Source organism: Gordonia jacobaea (assembly GCF_965344965.1).
Classification (GTDB): Bacteria; Actinomycetota; Actinomycetes; order Mycobacteriales; family Mycobacteriaceae; genus Gordonia; species Gordonia jacobaea.
On record NZ_CBDRLS010000006.1, the window covers coordinates 143,021 to 158,648 of the forward strand.

A 15,628-nucleotide genomic window follows, 5' to 3' on the forward strand; every position below is an offset into this window, starting at 1 on the left:
ATGTGCGGCTTCGCGGGTGGATTCGGCCGTGGTCGTCACGGCGGCCACACCGTCGTATCCCGGCGGTAGACCAGTCCTATCCCAGCGGTACCGTCCGTGCGTTCGGGTCGGCTCCCAGTGCCGGTCCCGCGGTGTCGTCCCCGGGAGGTCGGGGCGCGTTGGCCGAACCTCGGATCTGCTGGTTCTTGTCTTCGGTGACACAGTACAGATTGGTCGGAATCACCGTTTCGAGCACCTTGGTCGGGCGGATCGGGGTGACCGCGTAGTTGCAGTAGGGCCGCGGGAAGATCGACGCCATGACCCACCACGCACCGTCGTGGAACATGTCCTGGCTGATGTAGGAGGCGTCGCGGATCGACGGCAGCAGGGTCGCCAGAGCGGGTGCGCGCAGTGCGCCCTGACGCGCGATGTCGGCGACCTGTTGGACCACCCCGGTCAACGGGTCTCGGATCTGACTCAGTGAGCCGCTCAGGCTGGTGAGCTGGGCGGGTCCCTTGCCGAGCAACGTGTTGAGTTCTCCGTTCGCGGCAACGGCCGAGTTCACCACTGCACTCGCGCCCGACACCGCCGTCCCCAGGTCGGGCTGGACGTTGGCGGTCGTGGCGAGGATCGTGCCGGTCTGCTGAATGAGTTTCGTGGTCTCGGGCAGCACCCGACGCAGGTCGGTGAAGACTGTGCCCGCGGCGTCGAAGAACACTCGGAGTTGGTTGGCCTGCCCGGCCTCCGGGGTCAGCGCGGTGTCGAGACTCGACACTGTGGCACGGAGTTTCACGGGGTCTATCTGACTGATGACATTCAACGACGACTCGAGCAACGCCGGGAACGGCGCGGTGACGTGCGTCTGATTGACCTCGATCGTGTCGCCGTCGGTGAAATAGGGACCGCTGCTCGTTGTGGGCGTGAAGTCGACGTACTGCTCGCCCGCCGCCGACAAGCCCAATGCCGATACCAGGGAATTCCGGTTGATCTTGACGTCGTCGTCGATGGTGAGGTTGGCCTGCACCGACTGCGGTTGCACCTGAAGCGACTCGACCTTTCCGATGTTGACGCCGCGGAGCGTCACACGTGAACTGTCTTGTAGTCCACCGGAAATCGGGAAGTTGACCGTGAGGTGGTAGGAGCCCTGCCAGGGGCGCCAACTCAGCGCACCGAACCCGATGTAGGCGAGGCCGACCAGCATGACGACGACGAGCCCGATGTTGCCGAGCAGACTCGAGTGCTTTCGCAACCAGGTGATCATCCGCAGCATCCCTTCGTGCCGCTGAGTTGCGCAAGAACCCGGGTCAGCGTCTGCTCGAGCGACTGCCCACCAGCCTGGAGGTCTTGCAGTTCGGGCAGTCGGCTGGCCGAATCGAACCCGAATCCCGTTGTGAGCCAGTACAACTTTGCTGAACTCGCAACAGAGTTGCCTCGAATCGTCTTGGCGAACTTCGGCGTCAGCTCACCCAGATTGCGCGACACCGGCCCGAGAATCGGTGGTATGTCGCGCAATTCGGCGGTCAGGGTTCGCAAACTCCCGACCAGTGAGACGAAGCTGTCGGAGTTGCTGCCGAGGAAGTCATTCGCCGCGTCGGTGACGCTGTTCGTCTTGTCGAGCGTCGACAAGATCAGGTTCATCTGGTCGTCGATGGTGTCGATCGCCGGGCCGAGCTTGTTGATGGCCGCCATGATCTGCGGTCGACCCGCGGCGAGATCCGCGGTCAGTACGGAGGTGTTGCGGAACGAACGGTCGACCTCGGCGGAGTTGGCGTTCAGTCTGCTGATCGCGGTGGTGAATTCCTTGATGGCGCCCTGCAGATTGCCGGGGCTGCTCGGTCCGCCCGCCACGGCAGCGCTCAGCTCGGTGACGATCTGCTGCAACGACCCCAGCGATCCCCCGTCGACCACTGCGGCCGCGGAGACGAGGATGTCCTCGACGGTCGCCGCAGCCGACGTCGGGCCGGTGAGCACCGTGCCGTCGGCAACCGAGGGACCCGATGCGTTCGCCGGAGGCATGAGCGCGACGAAGACATCACCGAGGGGCGTCGCCTGTCGCAGTTGCGCCCCGGTACCCGCGGGGATCTGCGCGTCGCCTGCGACCTTCATCTGCACGATCGCGGTGTAGTCGCGCACCGCGATGTCGCTGACCTCACCTACGTCGGTGCCGTTGAGTTTCACCTTCGCGCGGGTCGGCAGGTTCAATGCGTTGTCGAAGTGCGCGATGAGCGTCTTGCCGTCGCCGATCCCACCGGGAGCAGGTAGCGGGAGCTGTTCGACGGTGAGGCCGGGCATCGCACTGCAGCCGCACAGTCCGACGGTCGCCGCGACGATCAGCGTGAGGATCGCCGGGACACCACGACGCGCGTCGCGGCGTCGGCGCATTCCGTGCGTCCGACCCGACGGCGTTTGACCCATCTGCGTCCGACCCATCTGCATCCGAGTCATCCGGGTCCGACGCATCGGCCACAGATGTTCCGCGATCGCGGCGCGCGAGATGGGCGATAGCGGTCTGCCCAGCGTGATCGTGTACTGCCTCATTTGCTCATCTCCAGCAGACTCGAGAACACGCCGAGGTCTGGCCCGAAATCCTTGAGCTGACCGGTTCGGCAGCCGTTCTTCTGCAGGTTGATCGACTGGCAGAATTGGTTGAGCGCCTCACCGTCGATCAGAGACTTGTCAAGGAGCACCTGCAAGCGCCACGCGCGTTGCTCCGGCGACACGGTGTTGGCCAGGTTTTGGAACAGCAGCGGCGCGACGTCGATCGTCTCGACCACCTGACGCGAGTAATCACTCAGATTGCGCACCAGCGCGCTCAGTCTGCCCGTCGAGTCGCTGATGGTCGTCGAGTTGTTGCCGAGGAACTGCGACGTGTTGAGCAGCGTCTGATTGAGATCGTCGAGTGTCGCCGTCAGCCCAGGAGCTTGTTGCCCGAGCATTGACGCCACCTGAGTGATCGACGACGAGAACTGCTTCATCTTCGGGTAGTTCGCGGTCAACGCGCCGGTGAGCTTCTGCGTGTTCTTGATGATCTGCGTGAGCTGATCTCCGTTGCCTGCGAAGACGTTTGTCGCAGAACCGAGTTGGTTGATGGCCTCGCGGATACGTTCGCCGTTTCCCGACGTCGTTCCCGACGTGATGTCGACCAGATCTGCGATCGGGCCCTCGCCTGCCGTGTCGGTACTCAACGACGACACCAGACGATCGACGGCGTCGAAGAGATCACCGACAGCTACCGGACTACGCCCCTCGTTCTTCAGGACCGCGCCGTCTGTCAGTTTCGGCCCGCCGGAGTACGTCGGCGTCAACTCGATGTGGCGCGTGGTGACGATCGAGGTGTTCACGATCGCAGGCGTCGCGTCGACCGGGACGGGGATGTTCTTGTCGATGCTGAAGGTCACCTTGACGCGATTGCCTTCTTGCTCAACGGAAGTCACCTGTCCGACAGGCATTCCGAGGACCGCGACGTCGTTGTCCTTGTACAGACCTGCGACGTTGGCGAAGTAGGCGGTCACCTGGATCTGCGACCCGACGGCCACCTTCCAACTGGCCGGGACCAGTGAGCACCCGGAGAGAAGCGCGACGACCAGGACGGTCAGCGCGACGATGATCGTCGGCCTGCGCCAGTGTGGATGCGCGTTCACGTGTCGACTCGTTCCCATGCTCAGCACCCATCCACCACACGCGCGGTACACAGCCAGTTGTCGGGGAAGAGACCCCATGGGAGATATCCCCTGGAATGCGGGCCGTCGGCCATGATGTTGTTCAGCACGCGCGTGGTGACCGGAAGTATCTGCAAGAGCTTGCGCAGATTCTCCTGGTTCTTCTGGAGGCCCTGGCTGATCGTGTTGAGGTTGGCCAGGATCGGCGCGAAGCTGCCGCCGTTCTCCGCGGCGACAGCTCGCGTCTGATCGGTCAGCGCCGCAACGCCGTCGAGAAGTTTGGTCACCAAGGCCTCACGCGCGACGATCTTCTGAGCGAGTTGCCCGCCCTGACCGACGATGACCGCCAATTGCGTCTGGGTGTCGTTCACCACCGTGGTGACGGTGTTCGTGTCGGCGAGCAGTTGGGTGATCTGGTCTTTGCGGTTGGTGATGATCTTCGACATCTCGACCAGCGAGTCGATCGTCGGGCGAGCAAGTGCCGGGGCGTCGGAGAGCTGCGCATTGAGCGTCGTGATGCTCTGCGCCAACGCCTTGTCGTCGACACCGGCGATCACCGGGGTGCCCACTTCGAGGGTCTTCTGCAGGTCGTAGGGCACAGCGGTCTTGGCGATCCGACCGTCGGGCGCAGGTTGCGACGAATTGCCCAGTGACACATCGACGTAGCGCTGGCCGAGCAGCGTCGACATCTTGATTTCGGCCGAGCCGTTTGACGTGACATTGACCTCGCGATCGACCTTCATGGTGACCTTGACGTGGTCACGCTCGAGCGAGGTGTCGGCCACCTCTCCGACGTCGATTCCCGCGACGCGCACCTTGTCGCCCGGCCGGATACCTCCCGCCTGCGCGAAATCGGCTGTGTACGACTTCTTTCCGATGTGCGCCTGCCCAATTCCCGTGACCAGCAGAATGAGCGCCACGATCACGGCGGCGCCGATGACGCCGTACCACGTACGACGGTGCCGGCGGAAGCTTCTTCGCATGCGCCCACTCATTGGCACACCGGTGAGTGTTTGGTGCCGCCGATCTTGTTGAGGATTCCCGGCGGGAGTAGGACATTGCCGATCGAGATGTCGAGATCGCATGCGTACACGTTCAGGTACGCCCCCTCCTGCATGGCCTTCGAGAGAAGAGCGAGGAACTTGGGCAGATCGATCACGGTCTGGTCGAGCGCCGCTCCCGCCGAGATCAGCCCATTCGTCGCGTACCTGGTGTTGTTCGCGGCCGCGGCCAAATCGGTGCGTGACCGACCGAGAACATCGGCGAATCCTGCTGCGGTACGCCCGACCTGGTCGACGGACTTGCCCAGCGCCGCCGAGTTCGCGTTGAGTTTCTCGATGAGCGACGCGACGCTGGTCACGACCCCGGTGAGCTGACTCTTCTGAACCGAGAGGTCGCGCATCACGCCGCTGAGGTTGTCGATGATCGCTCCGATCACGACGTCGCGGTTGGCCATGTCAGAGGCAAGTTTGCTGATCTGCGCAACGGTGGTGTTCAACGACACGGTGTCGCCCTGGAACGCCTGCACCAGCCCGTTCGACAGCGCGTTGACCTGCTCGGGCTGCAGCGTGTCGAACACCGGCTGGAATCCGGCCAACAACTTGGTGACGTCGAACGAATCCTGCGATGGCTGCTGCAGCGTCGATCCGGGAGACAACGGCGCCTCGGACGCGGCGTCGGTGCGCGAGAGCGCGAGGTAGCGCTGTCCGACGAGGTTCTGGTATCGAATTGCCGCCTGCGTGGTGGTGAACACCGGCTGGTCCTGTTGCACCTCGAACGTCACCTTGGCGCGTCCGTGGTCGAGGTCGATCGACTGGACGCGTCCGACGCGAACCCCGGCCATACGCACGTCGTCGCCGGAGAGGAGCCCCGACGTGTCGTTGAAATAGGCCGAGAAATCCCGTGTCGGGCCCGGCACGGAACGCTCGAGCGTCGAATAGATGATGTAGGTCAGCAATAGCGCGACCAGCGCGAAAATGGTGAAGCCTATCAACGGCTTTCGGATCGATCCCTCAACCGCGCTCATCGTCCTCCCCCAGTGTCGTTGCCGTCGCCGTCTCGTTCGAGTGACACCGACTGCACGAGCGGGCCCAGCATCAACGTGTCAGCGGCACGCGGCGCGCGGTCGAGTGCCGTCGTCAGCGTCCGGTTGTCAGCGCTGGTCGTGACCGCACCCGCCGACGACCGGTCGGCATTCGATCCCTGCTGGTTCAATCCCTGCTGGTTCGATGCAGGCGCGACGAGCAGCGGTCCGGAACTGGTGGGGCCGGTACCTGTTCCCGGCCCGACGCATCCCGGACCACGCGCCTGACCATACGGCCCACCGTTGTAGACCGGGCAGTTGGCACGTGAATAGTGCTGCAGCGCACCGAAACTGATACCGATGTTGACCTGCACGAGGCCGTTGAGCCCGGTGAACACCGTGACCGCCTTGGCGGCCAGTTGATTCAGCGCGGTGAGCGCCTGCGGAAGCGAGTTCGGCTCGAGTGTCACCGCGCCGATCATCGTGTCCAAATCGGGAACCAACCGCTTGGCCACGTCGCCGTTGCGCGCGAACAGGGTCTGCGCCTGGTCGAGCGTGCCCGACGCCGCGGTGAGGAGCGCGGTGAGGTCACGTTGATGTGATGCGATGGTCATCGCGGGGATGATGCTGCGGCCCAGAGTATTCAGCAATTCGGGCGCCGACTTCGCCAGTCCGAGTACCGAATCGTTGAAGTTGTCGAACCCGGACGGCGCCCCCGTGGGGAACTGCGCGTTGATGGATTCGAAATATGTCTTGAGTTCGCCGGAGAACATCCCGAACACCGCGCCACCGCCGCGAAGCGCGTCCGCGATGGTGCCGAGCACGGCCGCCAATTGCTCAGGAGGCACAGCCGTCAGCAGCGTCTGCAGATCGTTCTGCGCGTCTTGCAGTTTGATCGTCGCAAGTGACCGGTCGGCGGGAATGGTCGCGCCGTCGGAAAGACGTTCTTGTGCTGGTTGTCCCGGGGCGACCAACTCCACCGAGTTCACGCCGAACAGATTCGACGGCACGGTCCGCGCCGTCACATTGGCCGGAATCCCTTCGGCCTGTGCGGGATCGAGGTCGATGTCGACGACCTTGATCTGTTTGCCGCCCGCCCCCGTCTCGGTGGAGAGCTGCATGGTCTTGACCTCGCCGACGATCAGGCCGTTGTATCGAACGTCCGCGCTGTCGACGAGTCCGTCGCCGATGTCCTCCATTTCGGCGTGCACCCCGACGACCGAGTCGAACGCACCCTGATACCGCATGAACAGGACGACGAACATGATGGCGAGCACGACCACGAAGATCAATCCGCGCAGGATGTACTGGCGTAGCGACGGGTTGCGTCCGTCGGTGGCGATGTTCATCGGTCTCCCCTCATCCCGATATCCGAACGCCCGACGACATGCCCCAGAAGACGAGCGTCATGATGAGGTTCGCGAAGACGATGACGATGATCGCGAGACGGATCGCGTGGCCCGCCGCAACGCCGACTCCCTCCGGTCCGCCTGAAGCGAAATACCCGTAGTAGCACTGGATGAAGGTGGTCAGCAGCACGAAGATGATCACCTTGACGAACGAGAAGAACACGTCCTGAGAGCGGATGAACGAGTCGAAGTAGGAGAGGTAGTCACCTGCCCCCTTGCCGCTCTGGAGCTGGAACATGACCTGGCACGCAATGTAGTTCGCGGCCAACGACACCGAGTAGAGCGGCACGATCGCGATCACGGCCGCGAGCATGCGCGTGGTCACGAGATACGGCATCGGCCGAATCGCGATCGACTCGAGGGCGTCGATCTCCTCACTGATTCGCATCGACCCAAGCTGTGCGGTGAACCGACATCCCGACTGCGCGGTGAACGCCGTAGCGGCGAGTAGTGGTCCTATCTCGCGGGTCGTCGCGAAGGCCGAGAGTCCGCCGGTCACCGGTGCCATGCCGAGCAGATTCAGCGCGGTGTAGCCCTCGATACCGACCGTCGCGCCACCCATGACACCGAGGATGAGCATCACCCCGACGGTTCCACCGCCGACGACGATCGCCCCATTGCCCCATGCGACGTCGGAGAGCAGACGCCAGACTTCTTTGCGGTAGTGGACGAAGGTCAGCGGCACCGCACCGATCGACCGCACGAGGAACGTGACGAGATGCCCCATCCGGGCGAGCGCGTCGCGGGGTGCGGTGACGACCACCTTGCCCGCGTTGAGCGGACGCAGAACCGGTGCCACATACCGTGATGCAGTCACCTCACACCACCTTTGTCGGGACGAGGAGAGCGAACATCTGCGTGAGAATGACGTTCACCGTGAACAAGAGGAGGACCGAATTGACGACGGCGGCGTTGACCGAATTCGCCACTCCCGCAGGCCCACCCTTGGTCGACAACCCGCGGTCGCACGCGACGATTGCCACGATCGCCCCGAAGATGACCGACTTGATGAGCGCGAACGAGAGGTCGGAGACAGAGGCGAACGATGCGAAGGTTCCGGTATAGCTACCGGGTGTGCCGCCCTGGAAGTACACGTTGAACACGTAGCCGGTGATGAAGCCGACGAAGCACACGAAGCCGCATAGCAGGAAACTCACGACCATCGTCGCGAGGAGTCGCGGCGAGATGAGGCGCTCGATCGGGTTGACGCCCATCACCTTCATCGCATCGATCTCGTCGCGGATCGTCCGCGAGCCGAGATCGGCGGCGATGGCAGAGCCGACGGCACCCGCGAGCAATAGCGACGTCACCAGGGGTGCACCCTGACGAATCACGCCCAGACCCGTTGCCGCGCCGGAGAACGACGTTGCTCCGATCTGTCCGGCGATGTTGCTCACCTGGATCGACACGATGACGCCGATCGGGATGGCGACGAGCAGGGTCGGCAAGACGGACGTGCTGGCCATGAACGCGCACTGACGGATGAACTCCGCGAACGGAAACCGCCTCTTGGCGATGTCGACGAAGAGGGTCCGGAACACCTCGACGAAAAGACCGAGTTGCCGCCCGAACGTGTCGAACGAGGCCACGACATGCTCGCGAAACCACACGGCAGCGCCATTATGACGAGACCTGATGGTCACGCCACGGTCTGGCGCCGTACTCTCCTGCTCCGCGGTTTCACTCATGCCCGACTCTCGATGACAACCACCCCTGCCCGTGCTGTGCGCACCTCCGGTGTCGCGTATGCCGGAGATCATGCCACTGTTGGCACCACGCCAACAAGCTGTTTACCTTTACCGAACTAACTGCGCGGTAATATACATCGCCCGACCGACGGCATGTGCGATGGGTCACATGGCGGCGAGTCGGCGCTCACGCGCCAGCGGATCTACGGTTGGGCCATGGAGACCACCCCCGGACCCCGCAGCCCTCGCGACGCAGACACCATAGCGACAGGCGCCTCGAGGTCGGAGGAAAACGTTCACAGGAGTTCACCACAGAGACGATTCGACCCACCCCGTCTCATCGACGATGTCGAGGTGTGGGCCCCGGCCGCGAGTTCGGTCATTCTCGTGACCGACACACCGGACGCCGACGGCAGTCCGATGACGCCCGTGACCGACGCACCGGGCTGGTGGCGGGTCGACACTGTCGGCGGCGCGGGTTCCGGTGCGGCGTTGCAATCAGGTTCGGAGCCGCAGCGCCGCTACGGCTTCAGAATCTTCCGCGACGCCGCGACATCGGACGACTCGAGCGCCGACGCCCCGGTGCGTCCGGACCCCAGGTCTGTCCGCCAGCCCGACGGCGTGCACGGCATGTCGGCGTTGCACGTCGTCGACGAATCGATCTGGACCGACGACGAGTGGCACGGACGGTCGGTTCTCGGCGCGATCATCTACGAGCTCCACGTCGGGACGTTCACTCCCGCAGGCACACTCGACTCCGCCATCGACAAACTCGATTACCTCGTCGACCTCGGCGTCGACTTCGTCGAACTCATGCCGGTCAATGCGTTCAACGGCGACGTCGGATGGGGATACGACGGCGTCGACTGGTTCGCCGTCCAGGAATCCTACGGTGGTCCCGACGCGCTCGTGCGGTTCGTCGACGCATGCCATGCGCGCGGGATCGGAGTCGTCCTCGACGTCGTCTACAACCATCTCGGGCCGTCGGGAAACTATCTGCCGGAGTTCGGGCCGTACCTCAGCGACGGCGCCACCTCGTGGGGCGCCGGACTCAACCTGGCCGGGCCGGACTCCGACACCGTGCGCGACTACATCGTCTCCAACGCACTGCGCTGGCTACGCGACTTCCACATCGACGCACTGCGACTCGACGCCGTCCATGCCCTCAACGATCACCGGGCGGTACACATCCTCGAGGAGCTTGCCACCGAAACAGATTCTCTCGCAGCAGAACTCGGCAGACCGCTGTCACTCATCGCCGAGAGCGACCTCAACGACCCCCGTCTGGTCACACCGCGTGATCGTGGCGGCTTCGGACTGACCGCGCAGTGGGACGACGACATCCACCACGCGATCCACACACTCATATCCGGGGAGCGGCAAGGCTACTACGCCGACTTCGGCAGCTACGACGCGCTGGCAAAGGTGTTGCGGGGCGGCTTCTTTCACGACGGCACCTATTCGTCGTTTCGACGTCGACACCACGGCAGGCCCATTCCGACCGACGAGATCGCGGCAGCGACCCTGCTCGCCTACACCTGCAACCACGACCAGATCGGCAACCGCGCCATCGGCGACCGACCGTCGGCCTATCTCGATCCCGGCCAACTCGCCATCAAAGCGGCTCTGGTGCTTCTCTCCCCGTTCACTCCCATGCTGTTCATGGGTGAGGAGTGGGCGGCGAGTACCCCGTTCCAGTTCTTCACCTCGCATCCCGAGCCCGAGCTGGGCCGCGCAACCGCCGAGGGACGCAAGGCCGAATTCGCCGAGCACGGTTGGGATAGTGCCGAGATCCCCGATCCGCAATCACCGCAGACGTTTGCCGACTCGAAGCTCGACTGGAGCGAGCCCGGCACCGGAGTCCACGCGCGGGTACTCGAGTTCTATCGAGCACTCATCGAGCTGCGCAAGACCCGAAACGCGTTCGCCGACACGTCATTTGCCTCACTCGACGTCGAGTACGACGAGCAGGCGGGCTGGTTCGCGATGCACCGTGGCGACCAGAGCGTCGTCGCGGTGATCGGCGCAGAGCCGACCGACGTGCCGATCCGGCTCGAACCGGCGCTGAGCTGGGCCGAGGTCGACATCACCGACGACGGTCTGCACAGCCCCGGCCACAACGTGGTTGTCGGCACCCGAGTTCGGTGACGGCCACGTCACCCCGGTTCAGGTCAGATAGTTGTACGCCGACGAGCCCGGCTCGAGTCGCTCGCAGTTGAGTCGGGAGTGCGACATCCGCTCCATGAGGTCGCCGAGCCCCTCCGGTGAACCGAGCTCGATGCCGACGAGCGCCGCACCCGTCTCACGGTTGTTGCGTTTGACGTACTCGAACACCGTGATGTCGTCGTCGGGACCGAGGACTTCGTCGAGGAACCTCCGCAGTGCGCCCGGCTCCTGCGGGAAGTCGACGAGGAAGTAGTGCTTGAGTCCCTTGTGGACGAGGGACCTTTCGATGATCTCGTTGTACCGCGACACGTCGTTGTTGCCGCCGGAGATCAGGCAGACGACGTCGGCGTCGGCAGGCAGTGACAGTCTCGACAGCCCGGTGACGGCCAACGCGCCCGCGGGCTCGGCGATGATCCCCTCGTTCTGGTACAGGTCGAGCATCTCCGAACAGATCGCGCCCTCGTCGACGTGGGTGATGTGAGTGGTACCCGGTGTCACGACCAGCGGATCGTCGACGGACAGCACCGGCACGTGCGACGTTCCGCCCTGCCGCGCGACCTGCCGTCGCACCTCGGGATGGTCGGCGACGGTCGCACCCATCGAGGCGAGTACGCGGTGACCGAGTGCGCCGATCCGCTTGACCGCAGCACCGTCGACGAACGGGTCGATCGCGCCGAGCGTGACCGGCCCTCCCGCCACCAGCGCGGCCGACAGCGATGCCGCACCGTGCGGTTCGACGCCGATGATCGCGACGTCGTCGGATTTCGACCGCAGGTAGGTGGCGATGCCCGCCAGACAACCACCTCCGCCGACCGGAAGGACGACGACGTCGGGAACCCTGCCGAGTTGCTCGACGATTTCCACCGCACTGGTGCCCTGCCCGGCTGCGGTCCGCGGGTCGTCGAATGCGTGAATCCACGCGGCACCGGTCCGGATCACATCGTCCTGCGCAGCCGCCGCGGCAGCGTCGTAGGTGTCGCCGACCGCGATGAGTTCGACGAATTCGCCTCCGTGCCAACGGATACGGTCGCGTTTCTGCTTGGGCGTCGTGGTGGGTACGTAGATGCGCCCCGGCACCTTCATCGTGCGGCAGGCATAGGCGACGCCCTGCGCGTGGTTGCCCGCACTCGCCGCGACGACGCCCGGCGCGAGCTCGTCCTCGGACAGCAGCGACATGGTGTTGTACGCGCCGCGGATCTTGTAGGACCGAACGGTTTGCAGGTCTTCGCGCTTCACGTGGATACGAGCGCCGTACGCCTCCGAAATACGCGGTACGGCCTCGAGCGGGGTACGAGTGACCGCGGGCGAAATTCGCTCGACAGCCGCTTCGATCGCGTCGGCGGAGAGCTGCTGATCCGACGCTGTGGGCTGCGAATTGTCGATTCCGAGGTGTTGCGTACTCACCCTCTTATCGTCTCACCTCACGAAATCCCTCGTCGCGCGACCCGACCGACGTAGCATCGGTGGCGTCCACCCATTTCGCCGCGCGTCGTCGACACGCCGTCGTCCAGCACAGTGGCGACACCTCACCGCATCGCGGCGGACGACAAGCAGGAGGTCGGCATGCTCCGACACCGCGTTCTGACACCATCCCTTCGGACGGCAACTCTTCGGCGGACCACCGCTCTTGCCACCGCCTGCGCGGCAGCCTGCGCGACGGTGATCGTCACCGCCGTCACCGGCACCGGTACCGCGAATGCCGCGGCGCCGTGTCCGGGTGGCGCCGCACCGGCACGGCTGGTCGGCACCGTCCCCGGAGCAGCGTTGGAGGGATTGACCGTCGATTCGCGCGGACGGCTCTACACCACCGACCTCGTGAGCGGTCGGGTGTTCCGACTCGATCGGCCCGGCGCGGGTGCCGTGCCGATAGCCAAGGTCCCCTCCGGTGGCGCAGGAGCACTCGCGTGGACCCCTGACGGCACGCTCCTCGTCGGCTACGGGTCGGACCCACGCGTGTTCCTCGGCGATGCGATCCGTCCCGGCGCGATTGCACGGCTCGACGTCAACAGCCTGGCCCTGCGCCCGTGGGTCGGCGGCCTCTCCGCAGCCGACGGGATGGACGTGTCGGCACGTGGAAATGTGTACGCCACCAACGACTTCGGCAATTTGGTCGGACGCATCACGCCCGCCGGGGCGGTGCAGGCCAACTGGGCTTCGATTCCGAGCGCGAACGGCGCCGTCCTCAATCGTGACGACAGCTTCCTGTACGTGTCGCGCACGTTCAGCAACCCGGGAGTCAGCCGAATCTCCACCGGCAATCCCCGTGTCGTGCAGAGCCTGTTGACGCTGGGCGGGGCGGACACGCTCGCCGCACCAGACGGATTGACACTCGACGCCGCCGACCGTCCGGTGGTTCCGTTCAACGCGAGTGGTCAGATCGTGCGGATCACCTCGCCCGGACGCTACTGCGTTCTCGCGAGCGGCCTACCGCTGTCGAGCGTGGTGTCGTACGGGCGTTCCGCGAGCGGTTTCTCGGCCGGACATCTGTACCGGGCGGGCTTCGACGGCCGGATCTTCGAGATCCCGAGTGGCTACTCGGCCGGATCGGTGGCGGCGTTCCCCGGCCGTTGAGCTGACTGGCGCGTGAGGCTCGCGGCGACGATCCACACGGCGACGCCTGCTGCCGCCGACGACCATGCGGCGATCTCGGGCGAACGGGTCACGACGAGGGCGATCAACGCGACCACGGTGGCCGCCACCGCGGCGTACAGCTTGTGGACGGGCCAGCTCACGCCGGCGATGTCGACGGTGTGGCCGTGGCCGGTTGCGTGTCCGCGGTGAGCTCCGTTGGACTCGATCAGGACTGTCATCGGATACCTCGCAACGATTCGGCTGGCTGTTCGTCTACCCGTTCGGGTTGGCTATGCGTCGAGTATAGACATACCCACGAGAAAATGTTCGGTGAGCCGAAACCTTGCAGCCCGACATACCTGGAACTGCTGGTCAGCCGGTGTTCTCGTTCTCGCCCTCGTCCTCGTCCTCATCCCTCAGCGTCTGTCAGCGTCTGTCAGCGTCCGTCACGCAGGGTGTCGAAGAGTTCGTGATAGGGACCGACAAGGTACGCGGTGTCTTCTGCGGCGAGGCGATCGTCGCGGCGGGGATGCACGATGGTCTCGGTGCCCCGCACGATGGCGATGATGCGTGTGCGCGTCGGCAGGTCGGCCATGGTCATGCCGTCGAGCGGGCTGCCGGCGCGGATGAACAAACCACCGACCATGAACGAGCGCTGTCCGACGGAGAACGTCGAGATCACCTGCAGGCCCAGGGCCGCCCCGATGAACCACGGCGCCGCGAGATCGACCGTCGATCGGACGTTCTGGAATCCGAAACGATGCGCGACGGCCGTACCGAGCGAGTGGTCGTAGACGCGCATGACGACGGGGACCCCCGGTCGGCCGTCGACGCCGCGAGACCACCGTGCGCCGAGTAGTTCGCGCAGCACGATGCCGCTCTCGATGTTCACCATGTCGTCGTGGGTCAGCACTGCCACGGCCCGCGCCCGCGCGAGGCCGGCGTCGTGCAGAGTGTCGCGGAGGGTCGCATCACCGAACACGACCGGGATATCGAGTTCCGCTGCCGCACCGAGGTAACGGTTGTCGTCGTTACGCTCGACGACCGCGACCGGGTGACCGAGCGCTACGAGGTCGGTCGCGACCCGGATACCGAATGAGCCGAGACCCACCACGATCACATGGCCCGACATCTGGCTCGCGCGCCGTCGTCCGGCTGATGTCTCGATACGACGCGACAGGAGCAGGTCGGCGATGAACGCCATGAGGATCGCCGTCGTGGTGATACCCGCGAACATCAACACGATCGCGAAGAGACGCAGCCACGTCGGCTGTCCGACGAAGCTGAAGTCGCCGTAGCCGACGGTCGCGATGGTTTCGGTGGAGAAGTAGAGGGCGTCGACGAAGCTCATTCCCGGTCGGTGGTAGGTGAAGCGCAGCAGCACCGTGGCGCCCAGCAACAGGGCAAACGAGACACCGAGTGCACGGAACAGGTTGGGATTCACGTCGTCTCGGAACGCACGGAGTCCGCCGAGCAGACGCATCGAGAAGGGCCGGTAGCGTCGACGGTGCACACGCTCGGTATCGCCGTTGACTGCGATGCTCTGGTCCGCCAACTCGTCGGCGGTGCCGATCATCGCGACCCAGTCTCCCGCTGTCACGGCCAGATCGCGTCCGGGACAGGGAACCACCTCCCCCGGCTCGGCGCTGTGCTCACCGCGCAGCACAGCGACGGGAGCGAGATCGCCGTAGAGCTCGCGCAACGTGGCGTCGCGGGGCGCGTAGTCGCCCGCGACGAGGAAGTCGTTGCCCGCCACGGGAATCGGGTGTGTGGTGCGGCCCAAGCACGCCTCGACCACCGACGGACCCGCGAGTTCTGCAACATCGAGCACCGCCCCCGGACCGTTGCCGAGCGCGACAGCGTCGCGTAGGACACCGCTCGACAGGTTGGTCACGACGCGCACTTCGGCGCTGAGTTGACGTGTCAGAAGGGCGATCTCGAGGTTGAGCGCGTCGTCGGAACCCGCACAGACGACGGCCGCGGCGGTCTCGACGCCGACGTCCGGCAGTTCTGCCGGGTCGTGCAGCGACACGATGGTCGCTCCCGCGAGCCGTAGTTCTTCGGTGATGCGCTCGGTGAGGGCGTCATCGCCGTGCACGATGATGTGGCCGGGCATTGATGGAGCGTACCCGC

The 15,628-nt window shown here is 65.0% G+C and carries 13 protein-coding genes; 2 read left to right on the forward strand and 11 right to left on the reverse strand.

Annotation, left to right across the window (positions count from 1 at the left end):
- Positions 1-76: 76 nt before the first annotated feature.
- The 8 genes from ACRVY7_RS19815 to ACRVY7_RS19850 form a co-directional block, all read right to left on the reverse strand.
- Complete coding sequence (locus ACRVY7_RS19815; RefSeq protein WP_431818346.1) at positions 77-1,249, reverse strand: MlaD family protein; 1,173 nt, start codon at positions 1,247-1,249, stop codon at positions 77-79.
- A complete protein-coding gene (locus ACRVY7_RS19820) occupies positions 1,237-2,409 on the reverse strand; it encodes an MlaD family protein (protein ID WP_431818427.1) in 1,173 nt (390 codons plus the stop codon). Before ACRVY7_RS19820 ends, ACRVY7_RS19815 begins: the two co-directional genes overlap by 13 nt.
- 104 nt (positions 2,410-2,513) lie before the next feature.
- On the reverse strand, positions 2,514-3,647 hold the full coding sequence (locus tag ACRVY7_RS19825) for an MCE family protein (protein WP_431818428.1): 1,134 nt from the start codon (positions 3,645-3,647) through the stop codon (positions 2,514-2,516).
- Positions 3,641-4,621 (reverse strand): MCE family protein, encoded by a 981-nt coding sequence (locus tag ACRVY7_RS19830; protein ID WP_313318875.1) that lies wholly within the window; start codon positions 4,619-4,621, stop codon positions 3,641-3,643. Before ACRVY7_RS19830 ends, ACRVY7_RS19825 begins: the two co-directional genes overlap by 7 nt.
- Before the next feature lie 8 nt (positions 4,622-4,629).
- On the reverse strand, positions 4,630-5,664 hold the full coding sequence (locus ACRVY7_RS19835) for an MCE family protein (protein WP_431818347.1): 1,035 nt from the start codon (positions 5,662-5,664) through the stop codon (positions 4,630-4,632).
- Positions 5,661-7,010: an MlaD family protein gene (locus ACRVY7_RS19840; protein ID WP_431818348.1), complete on the reverse strand. Its 1,350-nt coding sequence runs from the start codon at positions 7,008-7,010 to the stop codon at positions 5,661-5,663. Before ACRVY7_RS19840 ends, ACRVY7_RS19835 begins: the two co-directional genes overlap by 4 nt.
- A 10-nt stretch (positions 7,011-7,020) precedes the next feature.
- Positions 7,021-7,887 (reverse strand): MlaE family ABC transporter permease, encoded by an 867-nt coding sequence (locus ACRVY7_RS19845; RefSeq protein ID WP_049698217.1) that lies wholly within the window; start codon positions 7,885-7,887, stop codon positions 7,021-7,023.
- Between the two features lies 1 nt (position 7,888).
- Positions 7,889-8,758 (reverse strand): MlaE family ABC transporter permease, encoded by an 870-nt coding sequence (locus ACRVY7_RS19850; protein ID WP_152930027.1) that lies wholly within the window; start codon positions 8,756-8,758, stop codon positions 7,889-7,891.
- Positions 8,759-8,974: 216 nt separating this feature from the next.
- Between ACRVY7_RS19850 and treZ the strand changes: the two genes are divergently transcribed.
- Entirely contained in the window at positions 8,975-10,906 is a 1,932-nt protein-coding gene (gene treZ / locus ACRVY7_RS19855; RefSeq protein WP_431818349.1) for a malto-oligosyltrehalose trehalohydrolase, read from the forward strand.
- A gap of 18 nt (positions 10,907-10,924) precedes the next feature.
- Here the strand turns inward: treZ and ilvA are convergent, their stop codons facing one another.
- Complete coding sequence (gene ilvA, locus ACRVY7_RS19860) at positions 10,925-12,328, reverse strand: threonine ammonia-lyase IlvA (protein WP_431818350.1); 1,404 nt, start codon at positions 12,326-12,328, stop codon at positions 10,925-10,927.
- Positions 12,329-12,487: 159 nt separating this feature from the next.
- Here ilvA and ACRVY7_RS19865 point away from each other — a divergent pair, with 159 nt between their 5' ends.
- Positions 12,488-13,495, forward strand: a complete 1,008-nt coding sequence (locus ACRVY7_RS19865; protein WP_431818429.1) for an SMP-30/gluconolactonase/LRE family protein — start codon at positions 12,488-12,490, stop codon at positions 13,493-13,495.
- Here ACRVY7_RS19865 and ACRVY7_RS19870 read toward each other — a convergent pair.
- Together ACRVY7_RS19870 and ACRVY7_RS19875 are read right to left on the reverse strand one after the other, a co-directional pair.
- Positions 13,456-13,734, reverse strand: a complete 279-nt coding sequence (locus ACRVY7_RS19870) for a hypothetical protein (RefSeq protein WP_049698220.1) — start codon at positions 13,732-13,734, stop codon at positions 13,456-13,458. The genes ACRVY7_RS19865 and ACRVY7_RS19870 overlap by 40 nt on opposite strands.
- A gap of 197 nt (positions 13,735-13,931) precedes the next feature.
- Positions 13,932-15,611 carry an NAD-binding protein gene (locus tag ACRVY7_RS19875; RefSeq protein ID WP_431818351.1) on the reverse strand — a complete coding sequence of 560 codons (1,680 nt, stop codon included), beginning with the start codon at positions 15,609-15,611 and terminating at the stop codon, positions 13,932-13,934.
- Positions 15,612-15,628: the final 17 nt, after the last annotated feature.